This window comes from Streptomyces cellostaticus (genome assembly GCF_001513965.1).
Lineage (GTDB): Bacteria > Actinomycetota > Actinomycetes > Streptomycetales > Streptomycetaceae > Streptomyces > Streptomyces cellostaticus.
In genome coordinates this window covers 157,259-171,732 of record NZ_KQ948030.1, presented here as the reverse complement: position 1 = coordinate 171,732, position 14,474 = coordinate 157,259, and the positions used below count along the sequence as shown (strand labels likewise).

The 14,474-nt window shown below is 69.1% G+C and carries 13 protein-coding genes; 11 read left to right on the top strand and 2 right to left on the bottom strand.

What is annotated here, in order from left to right; translation table 11 throughout:
• Window positions 1–8: 8 nt before the first annotated feature.
• Together AQI88_RS27245 and AQI88_RS27240 are read left to right on the top strand one after the other, a co-directional pair.
• A complete protein-coding gene (locus AQI88_RS27245; protein WP_067004202.1) occupies window positions 9–1,550 on the top strand; it encodes an RNA polymerase sigma factor in 1,542 nt (513 codons plus the stop codon).
• A 123-nt stretch (window positions 1,551–1,673) separates the two neighbouring features.
• Window positions 1,674–2,534: a serine protease gene (locus AQI88_RS27240; RefSeq protein ID WP_067004127.1), complete on the top strand. Its 861-nt coding sequence runs from the start codon at window positions 1,674–1,676 to the stop codon at window positions 2,532–2,534.
• Window positions 2,535–2,632: 98 nt separating this feature from the next.
• Here the strand turns inward: AQI88_RS27240 and AQI88_RS27235 are convergent, their stop codons facing one another.
• Window positions 2,633–2,863 carry a DUF7455 domain-containing protein gene (locus AQI88_RS27235; RefSeq protein WP_067004125.1) on the bottom strand — a complete coding sequence of 77 codons (231 nt, stop codon included), beginning with the start codon at window positions 2,861–2,863 and terminating at the stop codon, window positions 2,633–2,635.
• Between the two features lie 438 nt (window positions 2,864–3,301).
• On the opposite strand from AQI88_RS27235, the gene AQI88_RS27230 reads away from it, so the two are divergent.
• The 6 genes from AQI88_RS27230 to AQI88_RS27205 all read left to right on the top strand — a co-directional run bounded on the left by AQI88_RS27230 (window position 3,302) and on the right by AQI88_RS27205 (window position 10,799).
• Window positions 3,302–5,425, top strand: a complete 2,124-nt coding sequence (locus AQI88_RS27230) for a DNA gyrase/topoisomerase IV subunit B (protein WP_067004123.1) — start codon at window positions 3,302–3,304, stop codon at window positions 5,423–5,425.
• Window positions 5,426–6,243: 818 nt separating this feature from the next.
• A complete protein-coding gene (locus tag AQI88_RS27225) occupies window positions 6,244–6,765 on the top strand; it encodes a DUF1453 family protein (protein ID WP_067004121.1) in 522 nt (173 codons plus the stop codon).
• On the top strand, window positions 6,762–7,913 hold the full coding sequence (locus tag AQI88_RS27220) for a sensor histidine kinase (protein WP_067004119.1): 1,152 nt from the start codon (window positions 6,762–6,764) through the stop codon (window positions 7,911–7,913). Before AQI88_RS27225 ends, AQI88_RS27220 begins: the two co-directional genes overlap by 4 nt.
• Window positions 7,910–8,593: a response regulator transcription factor gene (locus AQI88_RS27215; RefSeq protein ID WP_067004117.1), complete on the top strand. Its 684-nt coding sequence runs from the start codon at window positions 7,910–7,912 to the stop codon at window positions 8,591–8,593. The genes AQI88_RS27220 and AQI88_RS27215 overlap by 4 nt, the downstream gene beginning before the upstream one ends.
• Before the next feature lie 68 nt (window positions 8,594–8,661).
• Window positions 8,662–9,210, top strand: a complete 549-nt coding sequence (locus AQI88_RS27210; RefSeq protein WP_079057828.1) for a DUF485 domain-containing protein — start codon at window positions 8,662–8,664, stop codon at window positions 9,208–9,210.
• A complete protein-coding gene (locus AQI88_RS27205; RefSeq protein ID WP_067004112.1) occupies window positions 9,207–10,799 on the top strand; it encodes a solute symporter family protein in 1,593 nt (530 codons plus the stop codon). Before AQI88_RS27210 ends, AQI88_RS27205 begins: the two co-directional genes overlap by 4 nt.
• A 35-nt stretch (window positions 10,800–10,834) precedes the next feature.
• Here AQI88_RS27205 and AQI88_RS27200 read toward each other — a convergent pair whose 3' ends face one another.
• Window positions 10,835–11,527 (bottom strand): response regulator, encoded by a 693-nt coding sequence (locus AQI88_RS27200; RefSeq protein ID WP_067004110.1) that lies wholly within the window; start codon window positions 11,525–11,527, stop codon window positions 10,835–10,837.
• 160 nt (window positions 11,528–11,687) lie between these two features.
• Between AQI88_RS27200 and AQI88_RS27195 the strand changes: the two genes are divergently transcribed.
• The 3 genes from AQI88_RS27195 (at window position 11,688) to AQI88_RS27185 (ending at window position 14,463) form a co-directional block, all read left to right on the top strand.
• On the top strand, window positions 11,688–12,503 hold the full coding sequence (locus AQI88_RS27195) for an ABC transporter ATP-binding protein (RefSeq protein WP_067004108.1): 816 nt from the start codon (window positions 11,688–11,690) through the stop codon (window positions 12,501–12,503).
• Complete coding sequence (locus AQI88_RS27190; RefSeq protein ID WP_067004106.1) at window positions 12,493–13,356, top strand: ABC transporter permease; 864 nt, start codon at window positions 12,493–12,495, stop codon at window positions 13,354–13,356. Before AQI88_RS27195 ends, AQI88_RS27190 begins: the two co-directional genes overlap by 11 nt.
• Window positions 13,357–13,419: 63 nt before the next feature.
• Complete coding sequence (locus AQI88_RS27185) at window positions 13,420–14,463, top strand: ABC transporter substrate-binding protein (RefSeq protein ID WP_067004104.1); 1,044 nt, start codon at window positions 13,420–13,422, stop codon at window positions 14,461–14,463.
• Window positions 14,464–14,474 lie beyond the last annotated feature (11 nt).

Below are 14,474 nucleotides of genomic sequence, written 5' to 3'. Positions count from 1 at the left end.
GGTTGTTCGTGTCGGCCAGCACATCCCGTACGCTCCCGCCGGAGATCGCCGAGTCCGTCTCTGTCATGGCGCTCATTGAGCGGGGAAAGGCTGAGGGGCAGATCGCCGGCGACGATGTGCGTCGGGCCTTCGAAGCTGACCAGATTCCGGCCACTCAGTGGAAGAACGTACTGCGCAGCCTCAACCAGATCCTTGAGGAAGAGGGTGTGACGCTGATGGTCAGTGCAGCAGAGCCCAAGCGCACCCGAAAGAGCGTCGCAGCGAAGAGTCCGGCGAAGCGCACCGCCACCAAGACGGTCGCGGCGAAGACGGTGACCACCAGGAAGGCCACCGCCACCACGGCCGCCCCGGCTACGCCCGCCGCTTCGTTCGCCGACGATCCCGCCGAGGAAGCCGGAACGGCCAAGAAGGCCGCCGCCAAGAAGACGGCCGCCAAGAAGGCGGCCGTGAAGAAGACCGTCGCCAAGAAGACGGCCGCCAAGAAGACCACGGCCAAGAAGGACGACGCCGAGCTTCTCGAGGAAGAGGTCCTCGAGGACACCAAGGTCGCCGACGAGCCCGAGGGTGCCGAGAGCGCGGGCTTCGTCCTGTCCGACGAGGACGAGGACGACGCGCCCGCCCAGCAGGTCGCCGCGGCCGGCGCCACGGCCGACCCGGTCAAGGACTACCTCAAGCAGATCGGCAAGGTCCCCCTGCTCAATGCCGAGCAGGAGGTCGAGCTGGCCAAACGCATCGAGGCGGGTCTGTTCGCCGAGGACAAGCTCGCCAACTCCGACAAGCTCGCGCCGAAGCTGAAGCGGGAGCTGGAGATCATCGCGGAGGACGGCCGCCGCGCCAAGAACCACCTCCTGGAGGCCAACCTCCGTCTGGTGGTCTCCCTGGCCAAGCGGTACACGGGCCGCGGCATGCTCTTCCTGGACCTCATCCAGGAGGGCAACCTCGGTCTGATCCGCGCGGTCGAGAAGTTCGACTACACCAAGGGTTACAAGTTCTCCACCTACGCCACTTGGTGGATCCGCCAGGCGATCACCCGTGCCATGGCCGACCAGGCTCGCACCATCCGTATCCCGGTGCACATGGTCGAGGTCATCAACAAGCTCGCGCGCGTGCAGCGCCAGATGCTCCAGGACCTGGGCCGCGAGCCCACCCCGGAGGAACTGGCCAAGGAACTCGACATGACCCCGGAGAAGGTCATCGAGGTCCAGAAGTACGGCCGCGAGCCCATCTCCCTGCACACCCCGCTGGGTGAGGACGGCGACAGCGAGTTCGGTGACCTCATCGAGGACTCCGAGGCCGTCGTTCCCGCGGACGCCGTCAGCTTCACGCTTCTGCAGGAGCAGCTGCATTCTGTTCTGGACACCCTGTCCGAGCGCGAGGCCGGCGTCGTCTCCATGCGTTTCGGTCTCACCGACGGTCAGCCGAAGACCCTCGACGAGATCGGCAAGGTGTACGGCGTGACGCGTGAGCGCATCCGCCAGATCGAGTCCAAGACCATGTCGAAGCTGCGCCACCCGTCGCGTTCGCAGGTGCTGCGCGACTACCTCGACTAGGTCCAGGTCGTACGGACGGCGAAGGCCCGGTTCCCCACGCGGGGGCCGGGTCTTCGTGCTGCGCACAGCCACGACGTGGATGACTCTGGGTGTCCCAGGACCACCCCGGAGTGAGGAGTCTGCATGCGCCGTTCCGTTGTCCGGACACTGATCCGGCCGCTTGCCATGGCGGCCACCATGACCGCCATACCCCTGATGGGAGCGGCCCAGGCGGCCGCCGACAGCGTTGTCGTCGGGGGGTTTCCGATCGACGTCTCCGCCGCCCCGTGGACGGTGGCACTGTCCAGCCGTGCCCGGTTCGGGGGAACGCGGGCAGGGCAGTTCTGCGGTGGCGTGGCGGTCACGCGGACCACCGTGCTCACCGCGGCCCACTGCCTGGCCGAGGAGGTCCTGGGGGCCCCGCCGAACCAGATGCCCGACCTCAAGGTCATAACGGGCCGTACCGACCTGCTCGGGACCGAGGGCGCTGAGATCGCCGTACAGGACGCCCGGGTCAATCCGCGCTACGACGCCGCGGCCAACTCCGGTGACTTCGCCGTTCTCACTCTCGCCGAACCGCTGCCGCAGAGTGCCGTCGTGGCCATGGCGCCCGCGGGCGACCCGGCGTACAGAGCCGGGACGGAGGCCCTGGTATCCGGATGGGGTGACACGACCGGCGGCGGTGCCTACGCGCGCGGGCTGCACGGCGCACGCGTCCACGTGCTGGGCGACGATCTCTGTGCCCGCGCCTATCCGGGCGGCCCAGAGGGGACCTTCCGGGCCGACTCCATGCTCTGCGCCGGAGAGACCGCGGGCGGGCCGGACGCCTGCCAGGGCGACAGTGGGGGCCCTCTGGTGGCCTCTGGACGACTGATCGGGCTCGTGTCCTGGGGGAGCGGCTGTGGGCGGCCGGGCAGCCCTGGTGTCTACACGCGCGTGTCCGACGTTCTCCGCACCCTGAAGCCCGCCGCCGGGGGCCCGCAACGGCTCCACAGGAAGACCTGAGGGGCTGTACGGGAGCATGAGCACGGGCGGCCGCTCCTCTCGGAGCGGCCGCCCGTGCACCGGCCTGTGCCGGGGCTGGCTCGTCGTGGGTGCGAGATTCAGCGCTCTTCTTCGGAAGCGATGCCCGGAACGGACGTCAGCCGCTCCGTCTCGTCCTGTATCTCAGCGGCGATCTTCTTGAGTTCCGGCTCGAACTTGCGACCGTGGTGGGCGCAGAAGAGCAGTTCTCCGCCGCTGAGCAGCACGACGCGCAGGTATGCCTGGGCGCCGCAGCGGTCGCAGCGATCGGCGGCCGTCAGCGGGCTCGCGGGGGTCAGAACAGTAGTCACGTCGCCTCTTCTCTAGCTCGACGAGCTGTCGTACCAGGGTCAACATCCAACCAGCCCGAAAACGTTCCCGCTCGTGGCTTTTCCTCGAAAAATCTTTCCGGGCGGCTGTCTGCTGCCGGTTGGCGGCGAATGTGCCGTAGTGCGTGTCTTGTGTGCTTACGGTTTCGCGCTGTCTTCGGTTCACATCCTCCCGGCCGGGTTGCCGGTTGTTCATGAGGACGTGCCCGGAGCCTAAATGGTTCATGCCTCCAAGGGAACGTGATATGTACTTCACTCCATCGAGGGATCGAACGTGTATGCGAGCCTGGACTAGGCTGAGCTCCCGATGAGGGTGGCGTTACAACGGCTCTACCAGGCCTCGGTACCCTCTGAGCGGCGACCGAAGCCGCCCCCTTACCCAGAAGGGGGTCATCTGAAATTCAGCGAGGAGCGAACCGCGTGACCGCCGATACGTCCGTGCCGTCCACAGCGCTGCTGGCAGGAGCAGACCGGGACGGTTCCAACTACACCGCGCGGCACCTGCTCGTCCTCGAGGGTCTCGAGGCCGTACGCAAGCGCCCGGGCATGTACATCGGCTCGACCGACAGCCGCGGTCTGATGCACTGCCTGTGGGAGATCATCGACAACTCCGTGGACGAGGCCCTCGGTGGCTTCTGCGACCACATCGAGGTGATCCTCCACGACGACGGCTCTGTCGAGGTGCGGGACAACGGCCGCGGCATCCCCGTGGACGTGGAACCCAAGACCCGCCTGTCCGGTGTCGAGGTCGTCATGACCAAGCTGCACGCCGGCGGCAAGTTCGGCGGCGGCTCGTACGCCGCCTCCGGTGGTCTGCACGGCGTCGGTGCCTCCGTGGTCAACGCGCTCTCCGCCCGTCTCGACGTCGAGGTCGACCGGGATGGCCATGTCCACGCCATCAGCTTCCGGCGAGGTGTCCCGGGCGCCTTCGCGGGCGAGGGTCCGGACGCCAAGTTCGAGGCCAAGAGCGGCCTGCGCAAGACGAAGAAGATTCCCAAGACACGCAGCGGCACGCGCGTGCGGTACTGGGCCGACCGGCAGATCTTTTTGAAGGACGCCAAGCTCTCCCTGGAGAACCTGCACCAGCGCGCCCGGCAGACAGCCTTCCTGGTGCCCGGCCTCACCATCGTCGTCCGCGACGAGTACGGCCTCGGCGAGGGCGGCAGCAAGGGCGAGGAGTCCTTCCGCTTCGACGGCGGCATCAGCGAGTTCTGCGAGTACCTGGCCAACGACAAGCCGGTCTGCGACGTCATCCGCTTCTCCGGCCAGGGCAGCTTCAAGGAGACCGTCCCGGTCCTGGACGAGCACGGCCAGATGACCCCCACCGAGGTCACCCGCGAGCTGGGCGTCGACATCGCGCTGCGCTGGGGCACGGGCTACGACGCGACCGTGAGGTCGTTCGTCAACATCATCGCCACCCCCAAGGGCGGCACCCATGTCGCAGGCTTCGAGCAGGCCCTCACCCAGACGCTGAACGACGTGCTGCGCGCCAAGAAGATGCTGCGTGTGGCCGAGGACAACATCGTCAAGGACGACGCCCTGGAGGGCCTCACCGCCGTCGTCACCGTGCGCCTGGCCGAGCCGCAGTTCGAAGGCCAGACCAAGGAGGTCCTCGGTACCTCGGCGGCCCGCCGCATCGTGAACAACGTGGTCACCAAGGAGCTGAAGGCGTTCCTGACCGCCGCCAAGCGGGACGCCGCCGCCCAGGCCCGGGTCGTCATGGAGAAGGTGGTCGCCGCCGCCCGCACGCGCGTCGCGGCCCGCCAGCACAAGGACGCCCAGCGACGGAAGACCGCACTGGAGTCCTCGTCCCTGCCGGCCAAGCTCGCCGACTGCCGCAGCGACGACGTCGACCGCAGTGAGCTGTTCATCGTTGAGGGCGACTCCGCGCTCGGTACGGCGAAGCTCGCGCGGAACTCCGAGTTCCAGGCGCTGCTGCCGATCCGGGGCAAGATCCTCAACGTGCAGCGGTCGTCGGTGACCGACATGCTCAAGAACGCCGAGTGCGGCGCGATCATCCAGGTCATAGGAGCCGGGTCGGGCCGTACGTTCGATATCGACGCGGCCCGCTACGGCAAGATCATCATGATGACCGACGCCGATGTGGACGGCTCCCACATCCGGTGCCTGCTGCTGACGCTGTTCCAGCGCTACATGCGGCCCATGGTCGAAGCCGGCCGGGTCTTCGCCGCGGTGCCGCCGCTGCACCGTATCGAGATCGTCCAGCCGAAGAAGGGCCAGGACAAGTACGTCTACACGTACTCGGACCGTGAGCTGCGCGACAAGCTGATGGAGTTCCAGAGCAAGGGCATCCGGTACAAGGACTCCATCCAGCGCTACAAGGGTCTGGGCGAGATGGACGCCGACCAGCTGGCCGAGACCACGATGGACCCGCGCCACCGCACCCTGCGCCGGATCAACCTCTCCGACCTGGAGGCCGCTGAGCAGGTCTTCGACCTGCTCATGGGCAACGACGTCGCCCCCCGCAAGGAGTTCATCTCCAGCTCGGCGGCGACGCTGGACCGGTCCCGCATCGACGCGTAGCCGCTGCGCCGGCTCTGGCCGACCTGACTGCTCGCTGGGAGTGGGCAGGTCGGCCGGTGAGCGTTGGGCGCGCCTCGAGATGGCGACGGGGCGAGTGAGCGGTGCTCGTGGCCTGCCGACGGGCTCGGGGGGAGGGCTTCGGCTCGCCGGTTGGGTGGCCGGCTGTGAAGAGCCGCCTCGATCGGGGCCGACCGGGTGGGTCGGCCGCGCGCCGAGGGGCTCGGGACAGCAGGGGCGGCGTCTGCGCTCCGATCTTGAGCGTGCGCTCGGCTCTTGAGCGTGCGTTCGGCCTTGAGCCGGGAGGTGAACGGGCGGGGTGTGCCTTGCCCCGAGGAGCGGCATGCACGGTTGGGGCCGGGCATCACATGCCCAGGCCGAGCGTGGCGCGCCCATTACGACCCGCTCGACCGGAGTCGGCCCTGCGGTTCCGCCCCTGGAGTGAACCCATCGGCCTCGGCTGTGGCTCCCTGCCACGGTTCTCGCGGCGGCCGCGGACCCCTGCCTCTGCCCTGGCTCGCCGTGCCTCGGCTCAGGCCTGCCCTGTTCCCCGGCTCAGGCCTGCCCAGCCCAACCAGCCTGGCCCAGCGACTAGTGGCGCCCGGCCCCTGCGCCCGGCCCGCACCGCAGCCGAGCCCCGGCAGACGCGCGGCCCGCATGGCTCACCGGCGGTCTGTCCACCCGTGGGTGGAGGCGGGTCGTCCGCAAGGTTCCACCCGCGATCCACCCCCGCTCCGATCTCCTGACCTGCGAACTTCCGTAGCTTCGAAGGCGTCGGCAGCGCTCGCTTCCGACGCCCCTTCTCGCTCACGGAGGCTGTGATGGCCGGGCTCGTCAACGCGTTGGTGATGGTGGCCGTAGTCGCCATAGTGATCGTGCGCCAGTTCCGCGCCCGCGCGATCGACACCGACCGGCGCTGGTGGCTGCTCCCTGTGATTCTCGGGGCCATGGCCCTGCGCGGGCCCGGAATACTCGACGTCCATCACCGCATCGAATCCGCCGTGCTGCTGGCCGTGGAGATACTCATCGGCCTGGCCACAGGCGCCGGCTGGGCCTGGACCACCCGTATCTGGACGGAACCGGACGGCGTCGTGTGGACCAAGAGCACCAAGGCGAGCGCCGCCGTATGGGCCGCAGGCGTAGCCCTGCGGGTCGGCGTCTTCGCTCTCGGCGTCGTGATCGGCGTGCACCAGAACAGCTCGGCACTGATGCTCGGCTTTGCCGACACCCTGCTGGTCCGGGCCGGGATCCTGGTCTGGCGGGCCCAGTCCTTCGGTTCCGCGAGCAGTCCGGCCCCGGCGTACGGTGACGACATGCGGTCGGCGTGGAAGGAGCACGTGTGACGGAGAACGCCTGGACACGCTGGCCGTCGCGTGAAGCGCTCGGCCGCAAGGGAACCCCCCGACCACGGCGCCTGCTCGCCTGGGCCATCAGGGTGCTGGTGCTCGCGCTGCTCCTGTGGGGCGCCTTCAGCCACAAGCACGTCGGCATCTGGGGCGCACTCGCGGCCGTCGCCGGCGTCCTGCTGGCCGCCGTCGTCTCCTGGGCCTTCTTCCGCAGCACCTACGAGCACCGGCTGGTGCGCTCCCTGGCACTCATGAGTGTGCTCCTGGGCATCGCGGTCGCGGCCGAGGCCACGGGGTTCAGGGGACCGGCCCTGGTGGTCTGGTGCGGCTGCGGTATCTCCGCCCTGGAGCGGCTGCCCCTCGGGGCCGCCCTGCCTGTGACATCAGTGGCGCTGGCCTCGTACTCCGCGTTCAACAACGACGTGTGGCTGACCACGGCCGCCACGGTGGCGGGCATGGCCCTTGCCGGATACGTCCTGCGGCTAGACGCGGAGGCCCGAGGAAGCGCGCAGCGGCTGCTCGCCCAGGAGCGGGCCGCGCGGGCCGCCGAGGCACAGTCGGCGGCGCTGGCCGAGCGGGCGAGGATCGCCCGGGAGATCCACGACGTGCTCGCCCACAGCCTCTCGGCGCAACTGGTGCATCTGGAGGCGGCCCGGCTGCTGATAGAGCGCGGCGCCGGCCGGGAGCAGATCCTGGAGCGGGTGGTGGCCGCCCGGGGCATGGCTCGCGACGGCCTCGCCGAAACACGGCAGGCGCTGTCCGCGTTGCGTGGTGATCTGTCGCCCCTGGAGGACTTCCTGACCGAACTCGTCAGCGCGGCCGACGGCGCCGAGGTCACCGTCACGGGTGAGCGCAGACCTCTGCCGGCCGAAGCCTCACAGGCCGTGCGGCGGGTGGCGCAGGAGGCGTTGACGAACGTCCGCAAGCACGCCCACGGCGCCAAGGTGCACCTGCGACTCGACTACGGGCGGCACGAAGTGACGCTGGACGTACGGGACTCGGGCGGCCGACCGGGCGAACTCACGGGGGCGGGCGGCGGGTACGGTCTGCTGGGAATGCGGGAGCGCGCCGAACTGCTGGGCGGTTCGCTGGACGCGGGGCCGGACGAGGAGGGGTTCGTGGTGACGTTGAAGGTGCCCGTATGACGGAGCCGGAGGGGGAGAGGAAGCCCGCGCGGGTGGTGGTCGCCGACGACCAGACGGTGGTCCGGGAAGGCATCGTGATGTTGCTCGGGCTGCTGCCCGGTGTGGAGGTCGTGGGTTCGGCGGGGGACGGCGAGGAGGCGGTGCGGCTGGTGGGGGAACTCGCCCCGGACGTGGTCCTGATGGACCTGCGGATGCCCCGCTGCGACGGCGTGGAGGCCACGCGGCGGATCCGGGCGGAGTATCCGGGGACCCAGGTCGTGGTGCTCACCACGTACGCGGACGACGAGTCCCTGTTCCCCGCGCTGCGCGCGGGAGCCCGGGGCTATCTCACCAAGGACGCGGGCGGCGACGAGATCGTGCGCGCCGTGGAGAGTGTTCTGTCCGGGGAGGCCGGACTGTCGCCGAGTGTCCAGCGCCGGCTGCTGGAGAGGCTGTCGGAGCCCGAGCCCACACCGGCGGCCGCCGAGGCGCCCGACGGCCTGACCGCGCGGGAGACCGAGGTCCTGGTGCTGATCGGCGAGGGACTGAGCAACCAGGAGATCGCCCGCGCCCTGCATGTCTCCACCGCGACCGTGAAGACTCACATCAACAACCTCTTCGCCAAGACGGGCCTCAAGGACCGGGCACAGGCGGTGCGTTACGCCTACGCGAAGGGGCTGGTGCGGCCGCCCGCGGAGTGAATCACCTGATGGGGTGAAGAGCCGGGGGAAGAAGAGTCAGGGATCTTCCCATCTGTCCATCCTTGGGCATGCAGTCAAGCGATGGTCGTTCCCATGGAGCCGACGACGATCCCGGGAGTTCGGCCGGCAGGCGGGAAGACCACGGTCCGGCCTCCCGGGACGTGAGATACGAGGACCCCTGGTACGACGCGCTGGGCTCCGGCTGGGGCGAGCTGGACGGCACCGGGATGCCGGCACGGGCCGTACCGTCCGCGCGCGGTGAGCAGGACGGCACGGCTGTTCGTGCCCGCGATGTCTATGTCGCGGTGCAGCGCAGCGAGGCCTTCCAGGAGGTGCGCAGCCGGTACCGCAGGTTCGTGGTGCCGGGAGTAGCCGCCTTCCTCGTCTGGTACGTGGGGTACGTGGTGGCCGCGACGACCGCGCCCGGGCTCATGGCCCGTCCCGTGGCCGGGGCGGTGAACGTGGCGATGCTCGCGGGGCTCGGGCAGTTCCTCAGCACGTTCCTGCTCACCTGGGCCTATGCCCGGCATGCGCGGCTGTGCCGGGACCGGGCCGCGCTGGAGTTGCGCTGGGACACGCAGGAACTGACCCGCGGAGTCCAGGGAGGCGCCTCGTGACCGGCGAACATCAGACGCTGGCGCTGCTGTTGTTCAGCGGGTTCGTGGCCGTGACCCTGGAGATCACGACCTGGGTGAGCCGCAGGCGGCATGGTTCGGCGGAGGAGTTCTATGCCGGCGGGCGGCTCTTCTCCCCGATGGAGAATGGTTTTGCCATCGCGGGTGACTACATGTCGGCGGCCTCCTTCCTCGGGGTCACGGGACTCATCGCGCTCTACGGCTACGACGGGCTGCTGTATGTGGTGGGCTTCCTCGTGGCCTGGCTGGTCGTGCTGTTCCTGGTGGCGGAACTGGTGCGCAACTGCGGGCGGTTCACCCTGGCCGACGTGGTGGCCGCGCGGATGAGCGAGCGGCCGGTGCGGATCGCCGCGGGAACTTCCTCGGTCACGGTGTCCGTTCTCTATCTGGTGGCGCAAATGGTGGGCGCGGGCAGCCTGGTGGCGCTGCTGGTGGGGCGCACGAGCGGTGCGGCCCAGGCCTGGACGGTCATCGGGGTCGGTGCCCTGATGGTGATCTATGTGTCGCTGGGAGGGATGCGGGCCACCACCTGGATCCAGATCGTGAAGGCGGTCCTGCTGCTCGGCGGGACGGTCGTGCTGACCGTGCTGGTGCTGGTGCGGTTCCACGGCGACTTCGACCGGCTGCTGGTGGCGGCCGCGGACCGAAGCGGCCACGGGAGCGCGTTTCTGGCGCCGGGACTGAAGTACGGCGGGAGCTGGACCGCTCGCCTCGACTTCATCAGCCTGGGGCTCGCGCTGGTGCTGGGCACGGCGGGGCTGCCGCACATCCTGTCCCGCTTCTACACCGTGCCGACCGCGCGGGCGGCCCGCCGTTCTGCGGTGTGGTCCATCGGGCTGATCGGTGGCTTCTACCTGATGACGATCGTCCTCGGGTTCGGGGCCGCCGCCGTGCTCGGACCGAAGACCGTGCGCGCCTCGAACGCGGCAGGGAACACCGCGGTGCCCCTGCTCGCCCTCGACCTGGGCGGCGGTGCGGGCTCCACTGGTGGAACGGTTCTGTTCGCCATCGTCGCCGCCATCGCCTTCGCCACGATCCTCGCGGTGGTCGCCGGAATCACGCTCGCCTCCTCGGCATCCGTGGCCCACGACCTGTATGCCTCCTTGCGGCGGCGGCACGCCAAGGCGCGCAGCGAGGTGGCGGTGGCGCGCATCGCAGCGGTCGGTATCGGGGTCGTCGCGATCGCGCTGGGCCTGCTGGCCCGCGGCCTCAACGTCGCCTTCCTGGTCGGCCTCGCCTTCGCCGTGGCCGCGTCGGCGAATCTGCCGGTGCTGCTGTACTCGCTGTTCTGGCGCGGCTTCACGACGCGCGGCGCGGTGTGGGCCGTATACGGCGGGCTGATTCCTGCGCTCGGGCTGGTGCTGCTCTCCCCGGTGGTCTCCGGCAGCCCGGACTCGCTCTTCCCGGACGTCGACTTCCAGTACTTCCCCCTGCAGAACCCGGGGATCATCTCCATCCCGCTCGGCTTCCTCGCCGGCTGGCTGGGCACGGTCACCTCGGACGAGGTCGCGGACGAGGCCAAGTACGCGGAGACCGAGGTACGGTCACTGACCGGGGCGGGAGCCGTGTAGCCGGCTCGGTGGGGCGTGCCGAGAACGGACCGCCCTTACGGTGCCACCCACGCGTACCGGTGCTCCGGGCGGCCGGTGTCGCCGTACTTCAGGGAGAGGCGGAGGCGGCCCGCCTGTTCCAGGTGGCGGAGGTAGCGCTGGGCCGTGGAGCGGCTCAGGCCGGTCTCGGCCGCGACCTCGTGGGCCGACAGCGGGTGGTCCGAGCGGTGCAGGACACCGCAGATGAGGTCGGTCGTGGGTTCCGACTGGCCGCTGGGCAGGCCCGGCGCGGCCGGTGCAGGGGACGTACGCAGGGCGCCGAAGATCCGGTCGACCTGTTCCTGGCCCGTCAGACCCCGGCCGCCCACCCGGTCGACGGTGCGGCGCAGGGCCGCGTAGGAGTCCAGACGGGTGCGCAGAGCGGCGAAGGTGAAGGGCTTGACCAGGTAGTGCAGGGCGCCCAGGCGCATCGCCTGCTGCACGGTCGTCACATCGCTCGCCGCAGTGATCATGATGACGTCGGTGCCGTGGCCCTGCTCCCGCATGCGGTGGACGAGTTCGAGGCCGGTCTGGTCCGGCAGGTAGTGATCGAGCAGGACCAGGTCGATGGCGCCGCGTTGGACGGCGGCCAGGGCCTGGGCGGCGCTGTGCGCGCGGGCGGTCACCCGGAAGCCGGGAACCTTTCCCACGTACTTGGCGTTTATCTCTGCGACGCGGAAGTCGTCGTCCACGACCAGGACGTCAATCATCAGGCCTCTCCTTACAAGGCCGGCGAGCGTTAAGCCCGTGTTTCGTGCTCCGCAGTTGTAGCGCGAGCAAAATGAGCACAACAGGCTCTTGCGAGCAAAAGAACGGCTTGTGCTCACAAGACTGCTGCTGTGGCCGGGGCCACACCTACCGTCCCGGCCCATGAGCGCAGACACCAGCCCCGCCATCGAGCTACGGGGCGCGAGCAAAACCTTCAGGACCCCGTCGGGGGGTCTGCACACCGCCGTCCGGGATCTGGACCTCACCATCGGGCGCGGTGAGTTCGTGGCCGTCGTCGGCCCGACCGGCTGCGGGAAGTCCACCACGCTGACCCTGGTCAGCGGCCTGGAGGAGCCCACTGAGGGCGAGGTGCTGGTGGCCGGGAAGCCGGTCGCCGGCGTCGGCGACAAGGTCGGTTTCGTCTTCCAGCAGGACGCCACCTTCCCGTGGCGCACGGTCCTGTCCAACGTCATGGCGGGTCTCCGGTTCCGCGGCGTACCGAAGGCGGAGGCCAAGGAGAAGGCGCGGGACTGGCTGGCCCGAGTGGGACTCGCGGGCTTCGAGGACCGCTATCCGCACCAGCTCTCCGGCGGCCAGCGCAAGCGCGTCGCCCTCGCCGCAACCTTCGTCAACGACCCCGAGATCCTGCTCATGGACGAGCCGTTCTCCGCGCTCGACGTGCAGACCCGGGCCCTGATGTCGGACGAGCTCCTGGACCTGTGGGAGGGCACAGGCGCCTCCGTCGTCTTCGTCACCCACGACCTCGAGGAGTCCATCGCGCTGGCCGACAAGGTCGTCGTGATGACCGCAGGACCGGCGACCGTGAAGCAGGTCTTCGACATCCACCTGCCCCGGCCGCGCAAGGTCGAGTCCGTGCGCCTGGAGCCGCAGTTCATCGAGATCTACCGCGAGATCTGGGAGTCCCTCGGCGAAGAGGTCCGCATCACCCGCGAGAGGGGTGCCGCCCATGTCGCCTGAGGTCATCACCACGCCGGTCGTCGAGACCGCCAAGATTCCGGACCGCGCGCAGTCGCGGGCCCAGGCCGCCCGCAGACGCAAGGTGGTCGTCGCGGCCGCCCGGATACTGCTCCTGGTGGCCGTGCTCGGCCTGTGGGAAGCGCTGTCCCGGGCCAAGGTCATCGACCCGTTCAACTTCTCGATGCCCTCGGACATCTGGGACCAGATCTACACATGGCTGACCCACGGGACGGCGCTCGGCTCCCTGGGCGAGCAGATCTGGTACACGCTGTACGAGGCACTCCTCGGCTGGATCATCGGCGTCGCGGCCGGTGTCCTCTTCGGTATCGCCCTCGGACGGATCACTTTCCTCGCCGATCTCCTTGGTCCCTACATCAAGGTGCTCAACTCCATACCGAGGATCGTCCTCGCCCCAATCTTCCTGATCTGGTTCGGGCTCGGCCCCGCCTCCAAGGTCGCCTCGGCCGTGGTGCTGGTCTTCTTCCCGGTGTTCTTCAACGCCTTCCAGGGTTCCCGCGAAGTCGACCGCAACCTGGTCGCCAACGCCCGGATCCTGGGCGCCAGCGACCGCCAGGTGACCCTCCAGGTGGTCATCCCGTCGGCCACCTCCTGGATCTTCACCAGCCTCCACGTCAGCTTCGGCTTCGCCCTCATCGGCGCCATCGTCGGCGAGTACATCGGCGCCACCAAGGGCATCGGCCTGCTCGTCGCCCAGTCGCAGGGCACCTTGAACTCCGCCGGCGTGTACGCCGCGATGGTCATCCTCGCGGTCGTCGCCCTCGTCGCGGAGGGGCTGCTCACCTTCGCCGAGCGCCGCATCTTCCGCTGGAAGGCCACCAACTCCGGGCACTGACCGCCCCTCCCCAGCCACCCCCCGTCTTCCCCGCACCGCCCTCTCACAAGGACGTGAACCGCCATGCACAAGACCGCCAGACACGCGTCGCTCGCCGCCGCCGGCCTGCTTGCCCTCACCTCCCTCACCGCCTGCGCCAATGACGCGTCGAGCACCGCTTCCACCGGCGACGGCAAGGGTACGAAGGTCAAGATCATGGTCGGTGGCCTGGACAAGGTCATCTACCTGCCCGCGATGCTCACCCAGCAGCTCGGCTACTTCGACGCCGAGGGCCTCGACGTGGAACTGCTGAGCGAGCCCGCCGGTGTCCAGGCCGAGACTGCGCTCGTCTCCGGCCAGGTCCAGGGAGCGGTCGGCTTCTACGACCACACCCTCGACCTCCAGACGAAGGGCAAGGCCGTCGAGTCCGTCGTGCAGTTCTCGCAGGCGCCCGGCGAGGTGGAGGTCGTCTCCACCAAGAGGGCGGGCGACATCACGTCGCCCAAGGACTTCAAGGGCAAGAAGCTCGGTGTCACCGGCCTCGGCGCCTCGACCGACTTCCTCACCAAGTACCTCGCGGTCAAGAACGGCGTGAAGGTGAGCGACTTCAGCCCGGTCGCCGTCGGGGCCGGCCCCACCTTCATCGCGGCGCTCCAGAGGGGCTCCATCGACGCCGGCATGACGACCGACCCGACGGTTGCCACGATCCTGTCGAAGAAGGCGGGCAAGGTGCTCATCGACATGCGCACCCCCGAGGGCTCGCAGGCTGCACTGGGCGGCCCCTACCCGTCGTCCAGTCTGTACATGCAGACGGACTGGGTGAACAGCCACAAGGACACCGTCCAGAAGCTGGTCAATGCATTCGTCAAGACGCTCAACTGGATGTCCACCCACAGCGCGTCCGAGATCGCGGCCAAGATGCCCGCCGACTACTCCCAGGGCGACAAGACGCTCTACGCCGACGCGATCAAGAGCAGCCTGCCGATGTTCACCAAGGACGGCGTGATGCCCGCCAACGGCCCCGAGACCGTCGAGAAGGTCCTCAAGGCGTTCAACCCCAACATCAAGAACGCCGACGTGGACCTGAGCAAGACGTACACGACCGAGTTCGTCAAGGCTGCCAAGTAAGGCGCAAGCCC